Annotated in this window: 21 protein-coding genes and 1 riboswitch; of the genes, 5 read left to right on the top strand and 16 right to left on the bottom strand. The window is 45.4% G+C overall.

Features of this window, described 5'->3' with window-relative positions:
- Positions 1-116: 116 nt before the first annotated feature.
- From G358_RS0123395 to G358_RS0123365, 7 genes are all read right to left on the bottom strand, one after another.
- The gene (locus G358_RS0123395) at positions 117-1343 is read right to left on the bottom strand and encodes a copper amine oxidase N-terminal domain-containing protein (protein WP_019639687.1); all 1227 of its coding nucleotides are present in this window, start codon (positions 1341-1343) and stop codon (positions 117-119) included.
- A 181-nt stretch (positions 1344-1524) separates the two neighbouring features.
- Positions 1525-2058, bottom strand: coding sequence for a spermidine/spermine N(1)-acetyltransferase (paiA, locus tag G358_RS0123390; protein WP_019639686.1), 534 nt, complete (start codon positions 2056-2058; stop codon positions 1525-1527).
- A gap of 24 nt (positions 2059-2082) precedes the next feature.
- The gene (locus tag G358_RS0123385) at positions 2083-2535 is read right to left on the bottom strand and encodes a MarR family winged helix-turn-helix transcriptional regulator (protein WP_019639685.1); all 453 of its coding nucleotides are present in this window, start codon (positions 2533-2535) and stop codon (positions 2083-2085) included.
- Positions 2536-2686: 151 nt separating this feature from the next.
- Complete coding sequence (locus tag G358_RS0123380; RefSeq protein WP_019639684.1) at positions 2687-3001, bottom strand: DMT family transporter; 315 nt, start codon at positions 2999-3001, stop codon at positions 2687-2689.
- A gap of 3 nt (positions 3002-3004) precedes the next feature.
- Positions 3005-3340 (bottom strand): DMT family transporter, encoded by a 336-nt coding sequence (locus G358_RS0123375; RefSeq protein WP_019639683.1) that lies wholly within the window; start codon positions 3338-3340, stop codon positions 3005-3007.
- Positions 3341-3439: 99 nt separating this feature from the next.
- Positions 3440-3538, bottom strand: a riboswitch (guanidine-I (ykkC/yxkD leader).
- Positions 3539-3714: 176 nt separating this feature from the next.
- Positions 3715-4335 carry a class I SAM-dependent methyltransferase gene (locus G358_RS0123370; protein ID WP_019639682.1) on the bottom strand — a complete coding sequence of 207 codons (621 nt, stop codon included), beginning with the start codon at positions 4333-4335 and terminating at the stop codon, positions 3715-3717.
- A 16-nt stretch (positions 4336-4351) separates the two neighbouring features.
- Complete coding sequence (locus G358_RS0123365; RefSeq protein ID WP_019639681.1) at positions 4352-6592, bottom strand: heavy metal translocating P-type ATPase; 2241 nt, start codon at positions 6590-6592, stop codon at positions 4352-4354.
- Between the two features lie 408 nt (positions 6593-7000).
- Between G358_RS0123365 and G358_RS0123360 the strand changes: the two genes are divergently transcribed.
- Positions 7001-7372 carry an ArsR/SmtB family transcription factor gene (locus tag G358_RS0123360; RefSeq protein WP_019639680.1) on the top strand — a complete coding sequence of 124 codons (372 nt, stop codon included), beginning with the start codon at positions 7001-7003 and terminating at the stop codon, positions 7370-7372.
- Between the two features lie 177 nt (positions 7373-7549).
- A complete protein-coding gene (locus G358_RS31890; RefSeq protein ID WP_019639679.1) occupies positions 7550-8479 on the top strand; it encodes a copper amine oxidase N-terminal domain-containing protein in 930 nt (309 codons plus the stop codon).
- Between the two features lie 215 nt (positions 8480-8694).
- On the opposite strand, the gene G358_RS0123350 is transcribed toward G358_RS31890, so the two are convergent.
- Positions 8695-9186, bottom strand: a complete 492-nt coding sequence (locus G358_RS0123350; protein ID WP_019639678.1) for a hypothetical protein — start codon at positions 9184-9186, stop codon at positions 8695-8697.
- A 106-nt stretch (positions 9187-9292) separates the two neighbouring features.
- Entirely contained in the window at positions 9293-10180 is an 888-nt protein-coding gene (locus G358_RS0123345; protein ID WP_019639677.1) for an alpha/beta fold hydrolase, read from the bottom strand.
- 155 nt (positions 10181-10335) lie between these two features.
- Between G358_RS0123345 and G358_RS0123340 the strand changes: the two genes are divergently transcribed.
- Positions 10336-11043: a MerR family DNA-binding transcriptional regulator gene (locus tag G358_RS0123340; RefSeq protein ID WP_019639676.1), complete on the top strand. Its 708-nt coding sequence runs from the start codon at positions 10336-10338 to the stop codon at positions 11041-11043.
- Between the two features lie 110 nt (positions 11044-11153).
- Here G358_RS0123340 and G358_RS0123335 read toward each other — a convergent pair whose 3' ends face one another.
- The 6 genes from G358_RS0123335 to G358_RS32605 form a co-directional block, all read right to left on the bottom strand.
- On the bottom strand, positions 11154-11930 hold the full coding sequence (locus G358_RS0123335; RefSeq protein ID WP_019639675.1) for an ABC transporter permease: 777 nt from the start codon (positions 11928-11930) through the stop codon (positions 11154-11156).
- Positions 11931-11980: 50 nt separating this feature from the next.
- On the bottom strand, positions 11981-12766 hold the full coding sequence (locus G358_RS0123330) for an ABC transporter ATP-binding protein (protein WP_033404360.1): 786 nt from the start codon (positions 12764-12766) through the stop codon (positions 11981-11983).
- A 25-nt stretch (positions 12767-12791) separates the two neighbouring features.
- Positions 12792-13802 carry an ABC transporter substrate-binding protein gene (locus tag G358_RS0123325; RefSeq protein WP_019639673.1) on the bottom strand — a complete coding sequence of 337 codons (1011 nt, stop codon included), beginning with the start codon at positions 13800-13802 and terminating at the stop codon, positions 12792-12794.
- On the bottom strand, positions 13795-15249 hold the full coding sequence (locus G358_RS0123320) for an aryl-sulfate sulfotransferase (RefSeq protein WP_019639672.1): 1455 nt from the start codon (positions 15247-15249) through the stop codon (positions 13795-13797). The genes G358_RS0123325 and G358_RS0123320 overlap by 8 nt, the downstream gene beginning before the upstream one ends.
- A gap of 34 nt (positions 15250-15283) precedes the next feature.
- Positions 15284-15826, bottom strand: coding sequence for a MarR family winged helix-turn-helix transcriptional regulator (locus tag G358_RS0123315; RefSeq protein WP_019639671.1), 543 nt, complete (start codon positions 15824-15826; stop codon positions 15284-15286).
- A gap of 256 nt (positions 15827-16082) precedes the next feature.
- Positions 16083-16673 carry a TetR/AcrR family transcriptional regulator gene (locus tag G358_RS32605; protein WP_019639670.1) on the bottom strand — a complete coding sequence of 197 codons (591 nt, stop codon included), beginning with the start codon at positions 16671-16673 and terminating at the stop codon, positions 16083-16085.
- Between the two features lie 273 nt (positions 16674-16946).
- On the opposite strand from G358_RS32605, the gene G358_RS0123305 reads away from it, so the two are divergent.
- The gene (locus G358_RS0123305; RefSeq protein ID WP_019639669.1) at positions 16947-17735 is read left to right on the top strand and encodes an SDR family oxidoreductase; all 789 of its coding nucleotides are present in this window, start codon (positions 16947-16949) and stop codon (positions 17733-17735) included.
- A gap of 81 nt (positions 17736-17816) precedes the next feature.
- Here G358_RS0123305 and G358_RS0123300 read toward each other — a convergent pair whose 3' ends face one another.
- Complete coding sequence (locus G358_RS0123300; RefSeq protein WP_019639668.1) at positions 17817-19046, bottom strand: cytochrome P450; 1230 nt, start codon at positions 19044-19046, stop codon at positions 17817-17819.
- Positions 19047-19329: 283 nt separating this feature from the next.
- On the opposite strand from G358_RS0123300, the gene G358_RS0123295 reads away from it, so the two are divergent.
- A complete protein-coding gene (locus G358_RS0123295) occupies positions 19330-21123 on the top strand; it encodes an Ig-like domain-containing protein (protein ID WP_019639667.1) in 1794 nt (597 codons plus the stop codon).
- Positions 21124-21165 lie beyond the last annotated feature (42 nt).

The following is a 21165-nucleotide window of genomic DNA, read 5'->3' as shown; positions in this document are numbered from 1 at the left end:
ATCTATCGGTTATGAATATAGGTTCATTTCGGCTAACGTTGCAAGTTCTTGTCCTCAGCTCTGGACAAGAACTTGCATACTTCAAAATTTCAAAGTATTGGCAGTTTGGCAGCTTCTTATTTTATCTCCTGCCAGCCTTTGAAATCGTGAATAGCAAAACCGGCATAGCTTGCGTAGCGCGCTAATTGATTATGGGCGGATTGAAGCTCCTTTTCCATCACTTCATTGCTCATGGAATAAAATGAGACCCGCGGACCCTCTTTGCTTTTAACCGTTTCAACTGCAACAACAATTTTCTTATTGAGCGTGGACGCTTCTCTCAGCAAGGTCTGTGCATTTTCCACAATTCCATTATCGCCTAACGCATGATTCCGATAATTCATGATGACCAGGCAATCAAACTTCTCCAGCATCCATGCGCTCATACTGTAATCCTTCCCGGGTACATGAACCGTATTTAGCCAATACGGAACATCCATCGCAATTTTCAAGCCGCTGTCTTTGGTTTCTTTTTCGATCAGTCTTAAATTGTCCATCCAGCTCTCAAGAATCGTTTTATTCCCCTTTGACCATTCGCTAAGCGTATAAGGTTCAATATCGAGATGCAGACCCGTAAAGCTTGCCTCCGGGCCAACAGAGGAATTATAGGCTTTAACCCAGTCGATGAATTTTAGAATCTCCTCCTGTTTAGACTTATAGACCCATTCGGGACGCCCTTCAAGTGCTTCCACTAGAATTCCTTCGCTTTTGGCTTTTGTAATAAAGTCCTCATATATTGTTGGATCGATATCTCTATTCACCTGAAGGTAAATGGATGTCACACCCTTCATTTTCACGAAGCTTATAATTTTCTCTTGGTCCTGTTTGATGATGTGAGTGTCCCATATCCATGTTCCTTTTGGAACATTGCCTACGGAGCTCATAATGCTCACCCGCTTGTGCGTGGGCTGCCACTCCACATTTGCATGCAGGGCTTCACTTATAAAACGCAGCGGAACCATTGTACGGCCGTTTTTGAGCACTGCCGCCCCTTTAAAGTCTACTCTTTTTCCGTTCACCAGTGCATGATGATCGCCAACCACCAAAATAACAGTGTCACGGTTAAGCGAAATTGTGATTTGTTTTAGTTTTTCGTCCCATTTCGTAGCAGCTCCGAGCTTGTCGGATACAAAAGCAAGCGGAACCATCGTAAGGTTGGATTTCTGATCGACATATGGGTTCTCATCCGGGAACAGTACGTCACGCCCATCCACGGATACTCGAACTTCAGAAGCGCAGATTGCGGGGGGAAACGCAGCTAAACTTAGCATGATAGCTAACGTGCATACAAGCAATTTTCTCATTGGTGATTTCCTCATCTTTTTGAATTTGTTCTTTTTCTTACTGTGCACGCATTGTCACATAATGAGATTATACGGTATGTAATTATTGGCAACAAGGTCAATAGGTTAATCGATGTACTGAATTTGAAATAAAGGATGGTTTTAACATAAAAGTTACAGGAAAAAGAGATGTGAATCTGACTCAACGTTTGGTTACAGCCGGCAGTGTTTTGGCCATTATAAAGTCTGTTTGTTTTTCATCACCCATATAAAAAGAATGCAATCCCGTTTTAACAAAACCCATTTTCTCATAAAAGGCAATAGCATTTTCATTTTTTTCCCATACGCCTAACCAGATTTTCTTTTTGCTATGTTCTATGGCAATTTCCATAGCTTTGTTGAGCAGGTATTTACCGAGCCCGCTTTTTTGAAAATTGTTTTTTATATAAATTCTTTCGATTTCAAGAGAATCATTGCCCATCATTTCGGATTGAGCATTATTCGTATTTACCTTTAAATAGCCGGCAATTTCTTCGTTTGAATAAATGAAATAGAATTCCGAAGAGATGTTGGAAAGTTCGGTCTGCAATTGTTGTAAGTTAAATGCTTTTTTCAAGTAGGCTTTCATATTTTCAGGAGAATTTTGATTATTAAATGTCGAATTAAAGGTTTCAATACTAATTTCTTGAAGCAAGCCTAGATCTTCAACCGTGCATCTTTTTGTTGTTATAGTCAATGTATTGGTCCTCCAAATCATACATTAGTAAATTCGTTTGTTACCCTTTTTTACATATTCCCAGTCTTGCTCTACATTTTTTCTGACTCTTTCCAGCAGGTTGAACATGGTTTCCACTTCACTTTGGGAGAATCCCTTTAATGCAACGGTGTTGGAGTAATCATTTTCCCGCTTTATAAAAGGATAAACCTGTTTCCCTTTCTCTGTTGGAAAGAGTTTTTTAATTTTTTTATTTTGTTCATCATTTTTCTTTTCAATAAAGCCATTCTTTTCAAGCTTTTTTATGGCGCGTGATGCGGTTGTTCGATCTACTTTTATTAACTCGGCCACCTTTTCTTGAAAGATACCCGGGTTCTCACATATTCGCACAAGGTACAAATACTGCCCTCTTGTAAGGTCATATTCTATAAATTCAATATTGCTTATCGAATCCAATGCCCTCGCGATCATTCCAATTTCACGGAGAATTCCTTTCATATCTACTCCTTAGCACGTTTTATTTGTTGCAAATGCAACAATATTTTAATGAATTTTAACCCAATTTTATTGCATTTGCAACAAAAAAATGGCCTTTGCAACTTTTATAAAAATGAAGAATCCAAAAAATTGCCGCTTCTACATTTTCCTATTAGCTCACTAGCTTCAAACCAACAGCAGATCCAAGCACCATGGCTATAAATAAAATACGCAGGAAATTCCTTGGTTCACCATAAAAAATCATTCCGAGAATCGCTCCTCCAGATGCCCCGATTCCTGTCCAGACAGCATATGCCGTTCCCATCGGCAAGGTTCTCATTGCCAGAGACAAGAACAAAAAGCTTAATCCAAAGCCTGCTATCAATAAGAGCAATGATATCGCATTTCGATCTTTGTTCAACTTATTAATCATCAGGACGCCAAACATTTCAAATATCCCTGCTAAAACAAGAAAAAACCAATCCATCTGTTAAGCTACCTCCTTTTTCTTTTCTTTGCTTAACATTTTTAGCCCAATAACACCTAATAGCAGCACTGCAATGAGCACCACCTTTTCCATTTGAACAGGAGCACTAAATAAAATTATTTCCGCAAAAACAGTACCTGCTGTACCTAAACCAACGAAAACAGCATAAACGGTGCCAACAGGCAGGAATCGAGAAGCCCTGATCATCAAGGTGAAGCTTACGATAATGGCAATGACTGTTGCCCCCCATTCTAAAATTCCGCTGGCATGTTTCAATCCAATGACCCATCCCACCTCAAATACCGCAGCGATAATGACAGACAACCATGTTTTGTTCATGCTATACCCCTCCTCCTTAAAATTACGCTACAATAGCATTTATCAAATGCAGCAAAAATATAAAAAAGCCTGGGAGAACAAACTGTTTTACAACAGTTTATCTCCCAGGCTTTTATCCCTCCGTGGCACAACGAATAAGTTGTGAGTTATCTCTCGGACCAGCCGACACAAAATCGCGGAACCCTAGATAACTTTTGATTTATTTAATTTCTCTCAAATTATACACAGTTTCTTGTTTTTTTCAACCCCTATGAGTTTGATTGTGATTTGAATGGACAAGATTGGGTCTCTTCTCAAAATTTTAAACGATCCCGTCAAAAAATTTCCATGAAGGCCTTTTACCTGGATAATGTTGATCATGCTGTTAAGTAACTTCATTTACGCTCAAGGACGATTTTGCGGTACATTTCCCCGAACATGGCAGAGCTGTCCTCACGAATAATCAGGCGTTCAAGATGTGGTTTTAGGATCGCCCGGTAATCCCGGCCGATATCGGTGCCCATAACGGCTATGAGCGGCCTCAGTATTCGCATCATCAGGGGCATTTTCCTCTCCCCGCCTTTGAACTTATCGAAAATGACGATTCTGCCTCGCTCCTTCGTCACGCGAACTAGCTCCGACATACATTTGTGTTCATCGGGAACGACGGACAAAATCAAGCTCGCAATCACCAGGTCGAAGGATTTGTCAGCGAATCGCAGATCCTGCGCATCCATCTCCAGAAAACGGATTTGCTCGTCTTCGCCTGATTTTGATTTCGCCTGGGCCAGCATAGCCGGCGAGAGGTCGACAGCCGTGATTTCAAGTTTTTTTCCGCAGAAAAAGCGTAAATCGGCCCCCGTCCCTACTCCGACCATCAGCACGCGCTGCCCCGGTTTAAGCTCCAAATCGGCAAAAACCTTTTTTCTGGCCCGGGCGAATGGCCCCGCATTAAATAAAACATCGTAAAACGGCGCCCCTGCCCAGTAGATCAACTTATTCCAGCGATTGTTCATACCTCAAATCAATCCCTTAGACCAAATTAGTTTTTATCTTCAATACGCGCATGGCGTTCAATACAGCGAGCAGAGTGACGCCCACATCCGAGAACACCGCCTCCCACATCGTCGCGATTCCGAACGCGCCCAGAAGCAGGAAGACCGCTTTGACGAGCAGCGCGAAAAGGATGTTCTGCCATACGATGCGCCGGGTTCTCTTCGCAATATGAATCGCGGAAGCCAGCTTGGAAGGCTCGTCAGTCATGATGACGATATCAGCGGCTTCTATGGCTGCGTCGGACCCGAGACCGCCCATGGCCACGCCGACGTCGGCTCGGGCCAAAACCGGCGTATCGTTAATGCCGTCGCCAACAAACACGATCTTTTCTTTGCTCGATTTTTGACGATCGATCTTCTCTAGCTCCTCAACCTTATGCTGCGGCAGCAGTTCGGATCGAACCTCGTCCACACCCAGCTTTTTGCCGACTTCATCCCCCACTGCCTTGATGTCGCCCGTCAGCATGACAATCTTCTTCACGCCGAGATTTTTCAGCGAGCGGATTGCCTGTGCCGAGTCCTCTTTGACCTCATCGGCAATAACCAAATAACCGGCATATTGTTTGTTTATCGCAACATGCACAATAGTGCCCAGCTCGGATGGCGCGGCGAAATCGACATTTTCCCGCTTCATAAGCTTCGCGTTACCGGCAAGCACCTCCTTGCCCTCGAACACAACCTGAATGCCATGTCCCGATATTTCGTTATATCCCGAAAGCAGGTCTTCATTCAATTTCTGTCCGTAAGCTTCCCTGATGGACTCTGCAATTGGATGAGTTGAGTGCATTTCGGCAAAAGCGGCCTGGCGCAACAGCTCTTGTTCGGTCCATCCATTTTGCGGATAAATGCCGTTTACTTTAAATGCACCTTTGGTCAGCGTTCCCGTTTTATCAAATACGACGTACTTGACATCATTCAGTGCTTCAAGGTAGTTGCTGCCCTTAACTAGGACGCCATTTCGGGAGGAAGCTCCAATGCCGCCAAAGAAGCCAAGCGGGATCGAAACCACTAGAGCGCAAGGGCAGGAAATGACCAGGAACACCAAAGCCCGGTACACCCAATCCGAGAAGGTTGCGCCGCTGAAGAGCAGCGGAGGCACAACGGCCAGCAATACAGCGACAATGACGACAAACGGCGTATAGTAACGTGCAAACTTCGTAATAAAGTTTTCCGTCGGTGCTTTTTTACTGCTTGCGTTCTCCACCAGGTCCAAAATTTTAGCAACGGTTGACTCTCCAAATACCTTCGAGACTTCGATCGTCAGAACCCCGTTTTTGTTGATGAATCCGCTCAGCACATCATCGCCTGCAGACACTTCACGGGGCACGGACTCCCCGGTCAACGCCGAGGTATCCATTGCTGAATTCCCTTCGATGACTTTACCGTCAAGAGGTATCTTTTCACCGGGCCGCACAATAATCAAATCGCCGATCCGCACCTCCTCCGGACTCACGCGTTTGATCTCGTCGCCCGTTTTCAAATTGGCAAAGTCCGGTCTGATATCCATCAGTGCGCCGATCGATTTCCGCGACCGGTTGACGGCAATGCTTTGGAACAGTTCGCCAACTTGGTAAAAAAGCATAACCGCTACGCCTTCGGGATACTCCCCGATCACAAAAGCGCCGACAGTCGCGATCGACATAAGGAAGTATTCGTCGAACACCTGACCTCTTACGATGTTCTTCAGCGCCTTGAAAACAATATCTCCGCCAACGATAAGGTAGGACACAATAAACAGGATTAGTTCAAGTTCCCGGCTCAGGGAAAACGCGAACACGGCTGCGCCGATGGCAAGCCCTGCGATCAGCCGGGCAACCATAATTTTGACACTTTGTGCCCCATGGTCATGAGAATGACCGTGATCATCGTCCACTGTTTCGGCACCGTGATCATGGCTATGGTTGTGATCTTGGTTATGGGCGTGATGATGTTTGGAGGATCCCCCCTTGTGGCTTCTCGCCTGCAATCCCGCCGCTCCGTATTCCAATACTTTTATACCTGGCTCAAGTATACGAATTTTTTTCTTCGTCTTTTCGAGAATGTCGTCCGAACGCTCTGGCGCCATCTCCATGGTCAACGTTTTATTTGCAAAATTCACCGAACAAGCCGTAACCCCGTCAATCTTTTGGACACCGTTCTCGATTTTCATAGCACAGTTTGCGCAATCCAAACCTTCCAGCACTAATTTTCGCTTAACCGCAGAAATACCAGTTTCCATATTATCTCACCTCATCATTGAAAGCTACATATGAGCATCTGTTCATATGTAGTATATTCCTCTTAACTTACTGATGTCAACCAAAGTTTGAGAAGTTACAGGTAAATTCATTTACCTGATCCCGGGTCCCTTTTCGCTGGGCTGTTACTCATGCCCCCCTCTTTAGTGCGGCTTGAATTTTTGGCAATTGTTGACGACGGTTGCATACCTGTTCTTGTCCTTAATTTTGGACAAGTTCATATATCGTTTAAACAAAAAGAGTCGCAGCTATGCGACTTTTAAGTAAATATGTTTTTGGTGACCACTGTTTTATTAATCTATCCGTAAGTCTTTTAATTGTAATCATTTCGTTTAAGCCATTCTTTTTGTTATAATAATTGAAAAGATTCTAACAGAAAGGTGATTTTAATGACACAGTCTCTAAATTCGGCTGAAGAATGTGACACAACTTGCCTTGGATCGGACACAAATTTAAATACAATTAAGGCGGAGATGATTGACGATCAGGCAGCTGTTCAATTCGCCGACTGGTTTAAAGCTTTTAGTGATCCAACACGAGTTAAATTAATTAGTGCATTATTAAAAAGAGAGCTGTGCGTTCATGATTTGACGGTACTCTTAGGGATGGGGCAATCTGCTGTTTCTCATCAGTTAAGGTATTTACGAAATATGAGGATTGTAAAACGCCGTAAGGTCGGTAAAACCGTATATTATTCCTTAGACGATAATCATATTGAGCAAATCTTTATACAAACTCTGCAACACACAAACCATAGTTGAGTTTAGTTCGCAGTAGTCAATATTGCAATTTCCATTTGGGCCGCTCTAACCATTAGAGCGGCCCAATATCATTAAGAAGACTATTTCATTTTTTATGAATTTACTTAAGTTCGTTAATTAACTGAAACTTGATATAATTTATTAATACTCACATTTCAGGCATAGGAGAAGTGAACAATGTTTAAAAGATATTTTGTTTTAATAGCTTTCATTACGACAACTCTATTTTTTACATCTAATAATGCAAGCGCTAGTGATACTACTAAAGTATTTGTAAACACTAAAGAAGTAGTATTGGATCAGAAGCCTATCATAAAAAACGGCCGCACTCTTGTGCCCCTTCGCTTTATATCTGAATATTTAGGTAATGAAGTAAAATGGGATCCGCAAAAGAAAGTAGTTACTATTGCTTACTCTATCGAAAACATGAACTACACTGTTACCTTGCCAATTGGACAAAAAACGGCTGCTAAAACTTCCAGCTCTTATTTATATGAATATAGTAAAGAAGATGTACTGCGTGTTCAATCAGATGTACCTAGTCAGATTATTAATGGAAGAACGGTTGTCCCCTTAAGATTTGCAGGTGAATTGCTTGGTATCGATGTCCGCTATGATTACCAAAACAAAGATATTTATGTTTCTAGCCTAGGCGTGAACTTAATCCCATCTGATTTTGAAAAGGATGTTTATGATCAACAATTGCGTAAGGTGAAGGATTTTGGTAAGCCTACAGTCAATTACGAAAAATTCCTAGCTCTCGATGCTGATCATTTCAACGCCATCGATCTTGATTATCTTTTTGCTAAAAAGCCTAGTGTTGACCTATTTGGAGCCCCAGAAGCTTTCCGTGATGGCTTCAATGAAATTATAATATCCGGGCCCATTAAAACAAATAATTTAAATATGATGATATATAAGGGAAAAGATCTCCCCATTTTAAGCTACCCAGATGTTACAGCCGAAAGTACTGCTGCTATTAAAGAAGGCATGACCTATGATGAAGTCGTCAAAATATTTGGTGGTCCTGGGTATTATCAGGTAAAGGTACTCTTCACGAGGAATACAAATGGGTATCGTCCACAGAGAAAGGTGAAGCATATATAACATTTGTGAAAAAGGACACTTCTCTAAATGTTACACCATCTCCATACAGATCGTATTCTTGGGAAAATATTTATTGAGTAAATAATGAACAGGTTACCGGGTATATAAGCAGGTCAGCTTGTGTAGGGGGTGAGCCGTAAGGATATAAGAAGAAAAGGGTTGGATCGGGGCTATCCCCTGCTTCTACCCTTGTTTCTCATCGTCCTTATCAATGATCATCTTATCGTTATTTCGAATTCTGTATCTTTCTGTACATCTGCTTTCTGAATATTTTCAAGATCACCATCATCCACACGTAGGCTTGATATCAATGTATGTCCTAGAATAACACTAGAAAGAACAAGTATAAAATCATTACTCAATATGTACATATACACATACGCATAACCTTCAAACAGTCCCAGTTGTGCCCATATATGAGTCATTGCTATGATGAAAGATGGCAATCCAATTACTAATAATCTTGATTTATCTATTCTCAATGTTCTATTCCTACTATCCGAAACTTTTACATTGCTTAATCCTAGTATTGCTCCTATACCGCCAAAAAATACGATGGTTATAAAGGTAATGTATACATAATTATAATTATAGGTTTTTAACGCTTGCCTGCTATGTTCTTCCAACAACGCAGTTCCACAATAATAAAAAATTGCAATAAATAGAAGATAGCTAAAATATTTCATAAGATGATTTACTTTCAACATTATCCCCTCCTCTTATATCTCTGATATATTATATAAAGTACCAGATGTTGCTAAATAAAAACACACTTAATCACAAAAATGATTAAGTGTGTCTTTATTTTAATATTTATACTCCCTGATTCTCGCCTAGTAGTTTTGCAATAAACCAAGGTTTGATCAGAGGCAAAACTGCGGCTGGCTGCATCGCTTTTGTATGGTCCATGTCTCTCCCCTTCAGGACTTCAATATCCCATCCCATATTGATTAACTGCTGCTTGTTTTTTTCCAGCAAACCAATAATATCTACCTTGACGCTCCCAAATTTTTCACCATACACGATCGTATCTTGTTCCCCGGCAAAAACGAGTTTCGGAATCGGCAGCCGATCCTGAATGCTTCTGTCGTCAAATCCGATTAAACTTTGATACAAGGTCATAAATTGCTTTGTAACCAAAGGATCAATGGTCACGGGGACGTTATCCCAATCCACTTCATCTGGATTCCAAGATTCACTAGATGGATAGACGGGTTCCTGGTGATCAAGCAGCGTTAGCTCATAGGTTTTTTGGGTTACAATCCGCATTTCTTTATACGGGCCCTCGTATGGTGGAAATCCGCCCATCACCAAGCTATCCAGTCGATCGGTCAGCAAAGCCAGCTGCAACCCTGCAAGCGCTAACCAGGAATAACCATAATAGCTAAAGCGTTGAACCTTCATTTCATCAGCGATATACAGTAAATCTTTAACGATTTGTTCTGCCGTCAACCCTTCAGCGTTTGGATTCGCGAACAAATGACCTTCATAATCGAAATATAGAACCTGAAACCGATCTGCAAGTCCATGAACCAAACGCTGTCCCAGTTCCGGGTCTACACCCCACAATTTCAAATTTTCCGCCGCTTCGCCGGTAACCGTCTTCTTGGCTACAGGCAGCATGATCGTTTTGCCCTGTGGATCTCCAACTAGCCCTGCTTCAATTTCCGAGCCATTGTCCAGTCTGACTATTTTTATCAAACCAATCACTCCCAATTTGCTTTATAAGGCCATCATATAACAATGAAGCAATCTTTCGGTTTATCTCACCTAAAGGCTTGATTTACGAGCATTTTTTCTATTTAATATTGTTGCAGCACTTTAAGGTTCAACTTCAAGGATTGGAGAAATTCAATATGTATAACGCTTATACGCCAAAACAAATAGCCAAGCAGTTGAGTGTTAGTACGACCACTTTGCGAAGGTATGAAGAACAAGGTTTGATTCCTGAAGTCCCGAGAACAGCCAGCAACCGGAGATGTTATGCGCCTATTCATCGGCAAGCCTTCATCACCATTCGTACCCTGCTAAAAGGATATGAGATTCCCGTTGTTTACAATTCAATGAGAAAAATGCAGCAAGGCCATGCAGAAGAAGCGCTCTGGTCTATCAATCAGCAGTTGCATGACATACAAGTGGAAAAGCAGAGAGTGGAATCGGTCCTCACCATGATCAAACATGCCGATTTTTCGAAATACCGAAAGTATAAAATAACAGATGCCATGACGATCGGAGAAGTCGCGGAAATTGCTGGAGTCAATCCTTCGGCTATCCGTCATTGGGAAAAGGAAGGATTAATTCGATCTATAAGAAACCTTCATAATGGATACCGGGTGTTTACCTCTCGTGAATTAAGAAAAATTATCGTCATCAGCAGCTTGAGAAAAACCGTATATTTCATAGAAAACATAAAGCAATTGCTGGATGACCTGGACACGAAAAATTTAGCGAGCGTAGAAAAATCCTTCGAGCTCGCCATGAGAAAACTGAATCAACAGCTGATATTTCAGTATCAAGGCATAGCTGAGATGATGACCTATTCGCAGATGATGAACCATTGTTAGGATACAAAGATGGATAGGTAGTTACATAATAATAGTTATGTAAACATAACTAAAAGGCTCCGAATTTTCATTGGGGCCTTTTAATGTTGCCATATTCAATTGCATTGCATTTACCGTCTTAATGAGTTCGTGCTGACCACCCCGTACCGGGACAATAGCTTCCGCCCTAGCAATGCAACTGCACGATCCGTCAGAAAGCCCATGAATCCCAAGCATATGAGCCCGACAAAAATCCAATCGGTGCGGAAGAACAGCCGCGAATTCCAAATTAAATACCCTACTCCCTCATTGGAAGCGATCATTTCGGCGCCGATAATCGCCATAAACGACGTACCCATTGCCAGGCGAATGCCCGTAAAGATGTAGGGAACTGTAGCCGGGATGATGACATGTAGGACGATCTGCCACTCCGAAGCACCCATGCTGCGAGCGGAGCGGATTTTATCCTCCTCAACGGATAAGACGCCGGTCAGTGTGTTGAGAATGACGATAAAAAACGTGGCGTACATGATCAGCATGACCTTCGACGTTTCCCCAATGCCGAACCAGACCAGAAATAAGGTGATAAAGGCAATGGGCGGAATGAATCGAATAAAATTGAGGAATGGCTCTGCAAATACCCGGATCGGATTCACTTTGCCAATGATGATGCCCACAGGCACGGCGATCAGGCTGCCCAGCGTCCAGCCCAGCAGAACGCGGTATGTGCTAATTCCGATATACTGCAGCAGCGTCCCGTCCATGAGCAGCTCGTAGCCGCCCTTCGCTGTGTATAAAGGCCCCGGAACAATTTCCGGGCCGTACACTAAAGATAGCAACTGCCACAGGCCGAGTATCACGATCCAAAACGAAAGCTGCAGCCAAGCTTTCTTTAACTTTTCGTTCATATTGCTTTCCCTCCGCTTCCTGTTCATGTTGCTTCCCCCGGTTCCTGCATTTATTCGTCAAAATGCGATTGAATTTGATTATAAAGATGGTGAAATTCCGCTGCGGTCACATCCCGGGGATAGCCGAGCGGCACATCATAAATATGCGTAATTTGGGAGGCGGGCCCGGCTGACATAATGCCGATGCGCCCGCCGAGCAATAACGCCTCCTGAATATCATGCGTTACGAAAATCACGGTTTTGTCGGTATTCCGCCAAATGTTCACTAGCTCCCTCTGCATCGTGCGGCGGGTCATTGCATCCAGCGCTCCGAACGGTTCATCCATCAACAGAATAGACGGATCGTTCGACAGTACTCTCGCCAGCTGAACCCGCTGCTTCATGCCGCCGGACAGCTCCCGCGGGAACTTGTTCTCATGCCCCTCGAGCCCAACGAGCGAAATGAAGCGGTCCGATACTTCCTTGCGGCGGGCAGCGGGAATCCGTTTCATCCGCAGGCCGAACTCCACATTCTCCCTGACCGTCAGCCAAGGGAACAAAGAGGAATCCGCCTGCTGGAAGACGACCGCCCGATCCTGTCCGGGCCGTTCCACTTCCTTCTCCCCCACCTTGACCTGGCCGGAGGTTTTTGACACAAAGCCCGCGATCAAGCTAAGGAGGGTCGATTTTCCACAGCCGCTTGGCCCCAGCAGGACAAAGAACTCGCCTCCTTTGACCACCAGATTCACGTCCTGAATGATGTAATGAATTTCCCCGGCAGCCTGAGGCGCATAGCTCTTGTTCAGCCGCTCGATATGAATTTCGTTCTGTTTCGGCAATGAACTCATTGAACTCATTGAACTCATAAATTCTCCCCCTCTCTTATTCCAATGCAATGACGCGATCCGGGAATGCTTTGCGCACCAGTTCCAGATTCAATTTATCGTTCAAATCAAAATCCAGCTCGATGATGCCGTTCTCCACCATGTATTTCTTTTGGCCAGCCAACCCTTCGTACGCTTGCAGGGTGAATCCGATTTGCCAGGGGTTCTTCGGAAGATCCTTCAAGGTGGCCTCCTTAGGCTGCTTCACTTCGGCATACATAATGTCTGCCGCCTCGTCCGGATGAGCCTGGGCGTAGGCTGAAGCATCATTCAGTGCTTCCAGAAACCCTATAAGTCTGTCCCCGTGCTCCTGGATCAGCTCATTGGAAGCGATAAGCCCTGTGCCAAGCCGTACTGGGGTTTGCGACATGTCCGCCAGCTCATGCGCCTCTTCGAGCGCCGCAAATTTCTCGTTGAGTACGGCTCCGTAAACCCAAGCTGCGTCGATCTCTCCTTTTTTTAGGGCAACATACGTTTCATCAAAACCCCCTTGACCTACAAGCGTCACATCGGTTAACTGAACGCTGTGTTGCTGCAAATACACATCCCACAAATAAGGGATGAATGTGCCACGCGAGAAGCTCACCTTCTTGCCTTTCAAATCCGCCGCGCTGGCAATCTCTTTGCGGGCATACATTTTCCACTCGCTGGCGCTCAGATCGGTCGCCGTTCCGGACGAGGCGAAGATCGAATAATCTCCTTTGCTGACCGCGTTCAATAGCGGAAAATCCGCGCCAAAGGCGATGTCAACCTGTTTGATGAACAGGGAGTTGACCCCTTCGGCCGGTGTGGCGAAGTTCACCAGCTCGGCGTCTATCCCGTGTTTCTCAAAAAATCCTTTATTTTTCGCGACACGAAACACGGTATTCGTGGAGATGTCAGCTATTTTGAGCTTAAGTTTGCTGCTTTTATCCGAGCCTGAAGCCGTTTGGCAGGCACTGAGCAGCGTGCCCGCAAGCAGGATAGTTATGAGGATTAGGCTTAAATGCCGAATGCTGCGTTTATTCATCGCGGATCCCTTCCTTCCTGTCCGCCTCGTCCGGCGTAGCCACGCAGAAAGCACCCTCGCCATAAGAAGCGGTGCCTTCGACTTCAACCGTGGTTACGGCACCTCTCGGTGCAGCCTCGGGCAAACGAAAGTCAGCTACGTCAATCGGTGCAATCTCGGTTTGGGCTGGCTTCTCTAGCTGGGGTACCCAATCATAAGGCACCCGGTATGCCCGGTAAACCATGTTGGAATTGCGTGTATTTTTATATGGAGAAATGTATTCCCATACCAGTTCATGCTCCCGTGTCACTTCGAAAATCCGGCCATTCGCCCCTTCGGTAATTAGCGTATTTCCGTTCGGCAGCCGCTGCGCGGAGCTGATATACGGGCTGTAGAACCGATACGAATCAAGCGGCGCCTGGAACCCTGCTTCAGTCGGTGTATACTGCCATACGATCTCCAGCGTGACCGGATTAATCTCCAAAATACGAGAATGGTCGCGGCGCGCTACCTTCAGCCCGTCTGGAGCTTCGGGATTCGGCTTGCCATAGCCGCCCCAGCCGCCGTTGTCGAACACGAGGAGATTGCCTTCTCCCGGCAGCCCTTTAGGGATGAGGTGGGCATGATGCTGACCGATGATCCAGCCGAGATGCTCCGTTTCTTGTGCAGCGTAATCTGGGCCGAGCTTCCAGACAATGTGGCTTGATCGCTTGTCGATGATCGCGATAATGTTCGTTTCACGGGCATCCCAGATCAGATTATCCGGGTGGAAGCGCTCATCGCCGGCATCGTAGTGCTTGTTGGGTCCCAGCACCGATACAGAGTTGATATGCATCCAATCCCCGGCATGCGTGCCAAATGCCCGGGTGTTCGGATCGCGGAACAGAGCCGCCTTGGCATCGTCATCGAAGCCCAGCTCATGGAAGTGGTCGCTGACTGCCCATTCCCAAATGACGTTCCCCTCCCAGTCCACCTCGATAATCGTATCGTCGAGCAACTCGGTATCGGAGATTTCGGGGCGGTGCACGTTTTTGTGCGCCAGGATGATCGTGCTGCCGGAGTCGATTTTCGGTTCCAGCCCCGGCGCATAATAGCCGACCGGATTGCCTTCCCGCTGATAATCGTGATGCTGGCGCGCCATCCATTGCGCCGGGTGCCCTGGGTCCTCGATCCAGGCGTAGCGGTCGAATTTCCAGACGATCTTGCCGTCCCAATCCACCTGGACCAGGTTCTTCTCATCCTGGAAGCCGTATCTCGGATCGCGCTCCGACGTGCTGCCTAGGACGTAACCGCCCGGAAACACTTTATTCGGAAAGCCCCGCAGCCCTTTCCATAAATGAACCTCTCTTCCGTTCATATCAATGAGCAGCGCTCCTTTGTTGGCAGCCTGATAAATCGTATAGCCGCTCCAGGCTTTTTCCGGCAAATATACCGTCGTTCCCGTCGGATAAATCGTTGGATGTCCCATATTGCTGTCTCCTTTCATACACACCATATAAATTTTAGTAGGAAATAAACCGGTTCGTTCGCTGCAGGCCGGTCTTCGCCGGGGTGACTGCCGCCGTGGCGCTATCGTCCAAGGACTTCGTCTGGCTCAAAACTCCTTCGGCGAATCCTTCCAGCCGATCATGCAGGCGCCGGAATAATGAAATTTGAATTTCAAGCTCATCCGTCGTAAATTCGCCGAAGATGGCACCGATCATATATGTACCTGCTGCCCAGTTGCTTTCGACCATCCTCCTTCCCTCCTCGGTAATATGCAGAGACACGGATCTACGATCCGCCTCGCTGCGTCGGCGAATGGCGTAGCCCAGCTTTTCCAGCTTGTCGCAGATCGCTGTGACGGCGCCGGACGTAAAATCCAGCTGTTCCGCCAAATCTCCAAGCCGTTGTTCCCCATCCCGCAAAATGGCGTTCAGGATAAGCATGCCGGGAAGCGATACGCCTTCGATCGCTATTTTGTCTCGCTCCTTCACAAATCGCCTAACAACCCGGCGGAAATGCCAATCCGCTTCCTCCATTCGTGCCCAATCTTTATGATCCATAACGCTCCTTCCCGTTCCAATCCACCATGCCGCTAGAGATATACCGGACGCCCTTTCGAGTCGCCAAATACAGAAAAGGCTCCCGGTTCTTTACCGAAAATTACTCGGTATTGAACACAGGAGCCTTTGGTGGACCAATCGGCTAGTAATTTAATTTAGTTTAAACCTGAACTAATGAATGATTAGATAATGAATAACGATCTATCTGGCATGCAATAAGATTAAACCAATTATTCCTACCTGTCAAGTTAGATATTTAGTTTTTTAGCAATGCATGATGCTTCCCTTCTTTCGTCAGCTTAAGTACAGCTTCGGCCATGAATTCCGGCGAATACGGTAAATCATTCTGCAGCCACCAGCTTGCAACTGAGAAATGAGCCGCAATGCTGTAGCGCCAGTGGATTTCCGCAGGAACTCCGTCAATGGCTTGCTGCACATCCACGACTTGCCCCATCGCCTCTTGGACAATATCGGAGAACAGTTCCATAATATCCAGCTCGTATCCCCTATTCAGAATCACCTTGAAGTAATAGCTCTGTTCTTTCAGATGCCGATAGAAAGCCAGCAGGTAGGCGTAGCTGATCGTATCCGCGCTGCTGTTATCGATGCTGGTAGACAGCACAGATTCTTTCAAGGATTGGAATAAATCATCGATATTTTGTACGAGCAAATCGTATTTATTCTCATAATGCTGATAAAAGGTGGAACGGTTCAGCTTCGCTTTTTTCGTCAAGTGCTGTATCGTAATCTGTCTCCACTCTTTCTCATAAAGAAGCTCAAACAAGGCTTCCTTCAGTTGCTCCTTCGATCGGATGCTTCTCTTGTCGTCCCGATAATCAAACGCCATGGTTTAGCACTCCTTGTTCCTTTGCGTAATGCATCGATCAAGATGCTGCGAACTCTGAATATACTTTTTATATCATTATGTTTGGATTTCTCTTTCATCCTACCGGAATTTACATTAAGAGGTTATTAATGTCAACCTACAGAATGATGGATTCTGTTGGGATATTCTATCACTACCTTAGCTTCTAACAGGCGAGAACGGGATATAATGAATAATAAATTGGAAAATTGTACCTCAGCGTGGCTTAAAAAATAGTTCAAGGAGTGTTGGCCTATGAATTTGAATCTTACAGAAAAAAAAGTACTCGTAGCTGCCTCTAGTAAAGGGATCGGGAAGGCGATCGCAGCATGCTTCGCTAGTGAAGGAGCTCATATTATGCTTTGCTCACGTCGGGAGGATGATTTGAAGGCAACCGCGGAAGAGCTTAGGGGACATTATGATGCGCAAGTTCACTATAAGGTAACAGATCTTTCCGTGAAGCAGGATATTGAGGATTTAGTACTAGCCACTTTCGAGGCTTTCGGAGGCTTGGATATTCTAGTTACAAATTCTGGCGGCCCGCCAAGCGGAAGGTTCGAGGAAATGGGGGACGATGCATGGGAGCAGGCCTTTCATCAAAATTTGATGAGCGTCATCCGGCTTATTCGCTGCTCTCTTCCCTATTTAAAACGCTCGAAGAACGGCCGCATCTTGAATATCACATCAACTTCCGTGAAGCAGCCTATTGAGGGTCTTATCCTGTCCAACACCTACCGTGCAGGTATCGCCGGTTTGGCCAAGACGCTGGCTCATGAACTGGCTCCTCACGGCATTCTAATTAACACGGTAGCGCCTGGAAGAATTGCGACGGATCGCATCTATCAATTGGATAAACATAAAGCAGAATCAATGAATACCCCTATGGAGGAAATTCGTGCCCAGGCAGAGCAAAATATTCCTCTTGGCCGTTATGGCCAGCCGGATGAGCTTGCCAAAATGGTAGTGTTTCTGGCCTCGACGGCTAATTCCTACACGACAGGACAGACAGTGCTTGTTGACGGGGGGATGGTCAAGTCGCTATAGCAGTAATATGAAATAATGATGGCAAAAAGGCTAATCCCTCCAAAGGGTTAGCCTTTTTAAGATTGCATGAATACCTGCTAGTCAAGCATAGTAAGCGACGAGCGGCAGTGACAGCAGGGATTGACCAGCCGCCGAAGGCTGCAGGTGATCCTCTAACTGAAAGCCTGCGACAGGCTCGATTTTGCTAAACCGGTGAACGAATTGCTCGAGCATGATCGCAGCCTCCAATCTGGCCAGCGGAGCGCCCAGACAGAAATGCGGACCATTTCCGAACGTCAAATGCTTCTTGCTATTATGCCGGCGAATATCCAGTTTAAACGGATCATCGAACATCGCTTCATCGTGGTTGGCTGCGCTCATCCAAGTGATGACGACATCTCCCTTCTTCAGCTCGACTCCCAGAAGGTTGTTATCCTGCTTGACCGTCCGGTCCATCTTGCTGATGTGGAAACGGTAACGCAGCATCTCTTCTACCGTATTCGGAATCAGTCCGGCATCCTGCCGCAGTTCGCTATATATCGTATCATCATCATATAAAAAAGAGTAAAATGTATTGGCCATCAAATGGCTTGTCGTCTCGATGCCCGCTGCTAAAATGAACATCGTTGTCCGCACGATTTCATCGTCGGAGAACCGTTCCCCGTCGACCTCCGCCCGGATCAAATCGGAAATGATGTCCCCCTGCAGATGGCCGCGTTTATCCAAAACTAAGGGATATAAGAATGAATAATATTCCTGAGCGGCCTTGCCCTTTAATTCATTCACCCGGTCCACATTCTGCTTGTTGGTCGGCATAAAGAGAATGTCCACCCATTCCTTGAACAGGTTCCGGTGTTCCCACGGCACGCCGAGCAGCTCCGACATGACGATTGTCGGAAGCGGGGATGTCAGACTGTTTACAATATCGACAGACATGTTATCCGGTATCTCGTCAATCAGTTCATCGACGATGCCGCGAATGCGCGGCTCCCATAATTTCAGGCTGCGGGGAGTAAATGCGCTCGCCAGCAGGGCCCGCCGTTTGCGATGCTCAGGGGGATCCACGCCAAGATTGAGCTTCTCAGCGATATGGCCTTCTTTCGTATTCGTTCCCACATCAATGATCGTCCTTGTACGCACGCTGGAGAAGTATTCATGATCGCTGAGCACCCGTTTGACGTCGTCATACCTGAATACATTCCAAGTATTTGTCTCCGGATGATAGCTGACCGGCTCATGCAGCAGCTTCTCTTTATACCATGGATAAGGATTGAATTCATCGGCTTTGCTGCTGAACCTTGTTATCTCTGAGACCGGAATAATTTCTCGCATATCATTTCCTCCTTTTCATATCAACATCATTTTCTAGCTTTACATGAATCAGACAACCCGGCATTTAGTAAAAATTTACATCAAATCCACTCTATGATCAACCGACACATTGTCTCAATCTGTTGAAGAACCTAATACCTTCTACAGAAAACTAGCGGAAGAAGCATGTACTCTTTCCTAGCAATATAAGCACTTTGAAGGATATTCACCTTGACCCAACACCCCTGATAATGGATATGTAAATATATTTTTCCAAATATTCATTGTGAAAGGAGTTTTGCTCGTGGCCAAGGAACTGAATCTGAACAAACTCATGCTGGTTACCCTCGCTATCTTGATGCTTTCGATGGGTTTACCAAATCAAGGGTACACTGCTGCTTTGGAGGAAGAAGCCCACATTGAATGGTCCCACATCTTAGAAGGCAATCACCCGCTTTATAAGAGCGTATCCGGTTATGCTGCAACCGCTACATCGGATGGAGGCTATGTAGCCGTAGGTGACAAGTATTGCGAAACTCCGGAAGAGAACTGCTCTTACGTCGTAAAGCTGAACAGCAGCGGCGAGATCTTATGGGAAAGAGAAATGGTATATTACGACTATGATTATGAGGAGAATACAGCATTCACGGTCATCGAGACTTCCGATGGCAGCATCCTGGTTGGCGGAGAAATTAGAGATGGATCCTATGGCCGACCGCGTTTTGTTCCTTATGTTTTTAGGTTGAGTGCGGATGGAGAGCTATTGTGGCAGAAATATTATTTTCGCATGCCCTACTATCAGCAATCCGCAAGCAGTATTCAAGAAACTTCTGATGGCGATTTTGTAATTACCGGTGGCGGGTGGAATGAATACAGCCCTTCGCCTGCTTATCTCCTTAAAATTGATGCAAATGGGGACGAGCTTTGGTCTAAAACTTATCCCATCGGTTACAGTGGTATGTTCTCCAATATCATATTAACTTCTGATGACGGTGTCATCGTAGCCGGGAGTCGGACACTCGAGGAAAATGATCAAGTAGCACTGCCTTATCTGCTAAAAATAGACCGTAACGGCGAAGTCGTCTGGATGAAAACCTCTGAGACCGATTATGTTACATCCACCATCATTGCTTCTGAAGATGGGAATTATATTCTGACGAGAGCTAACCCGGGCACTCAGTCCTATTACCTACAAATGATTAACGAAGCCGGGGATATACTCTGGAATAAACCGCTGGATTCACCATCCATGGATGAGATAGAGAGGATTATTCGAACCCAACCGGTAGATGATGGCTATGTTCTGTTTGTGCAAAATAAACCATCAAGTATCGAAAACGGAAAATCCAGATACCAAATTATTCTGCTCGACGAGAATGCTGTGCCCACAAAAAAATATCAGTTTGGCGATTTGGATTTGGGCCTTAGTAAAAATAGCATTACTGCTATTAATCAAGAGCTCCTTTTAACGGGAACCGTTAGAATAAACACCGGGCAAGGCTCTAGAAACGAAATGCACTTGCTGAAAATATCTATACCGAACGAAGGCCCATCGGATCCAGAATTGGCCAGACTGGAATTTCAGCAATCAGAGCTTGAGCTATCCGTGGGTCAATCCGCCGCCACTTTCGTTAACGCCGTCTATTCCGACGCTTCCGTAACAGACGTGACGTATTCCTCCATGTACGAATCTTATGACCCGAGCATCGCCAGTGTAGATTCATATGGCAATATTACTGGAAACAGTCTGGGCACAACGTGGATTAAAGCAGCCTACAAAGGATTAGAAACAAGAATTGCTGTCAAAGTCTCAAATGCAAAAGAACCTGGCCGGTTCTACCTGGATTCGGAGGAATACTCCCTTTCGATTGGAACGGAGCTCGATGTGGCGGCCTACTACGTGAATGAATCCGGTCTCCCCTCCAGGGTCACGCAGGATACCGTGTTTAGTATTGATGACCCCTCTATTGCTACGATTGACGAGTACGGAAATATTCGAGGAATCAGTCCGGGAATAACTTATATTACCGCCACCTATAACGGTACAACTTATAGAGCAAGCGTCGGGGTTGTCCGTCCTTATGTACATCATAAATAATACAAAAAAAGACCAACGCATCACAGCGTTGGTCTTTGCCAA

It is taken from the genome of Paenibacillus fonticola DSM 21315, assembly GCF_000381905.1.
Lineage (GTDB): Bacteria > Bacillota > Bacilli > Paenibacillales > Paenibacillaceae > Fontibacillus > Fontibacillus fonticola.
The sequence above is the reverse complement of the archived record's forward strand: the minus strand, read 5'-3'. Positions and strand labels throughout refer to the sequence as shown.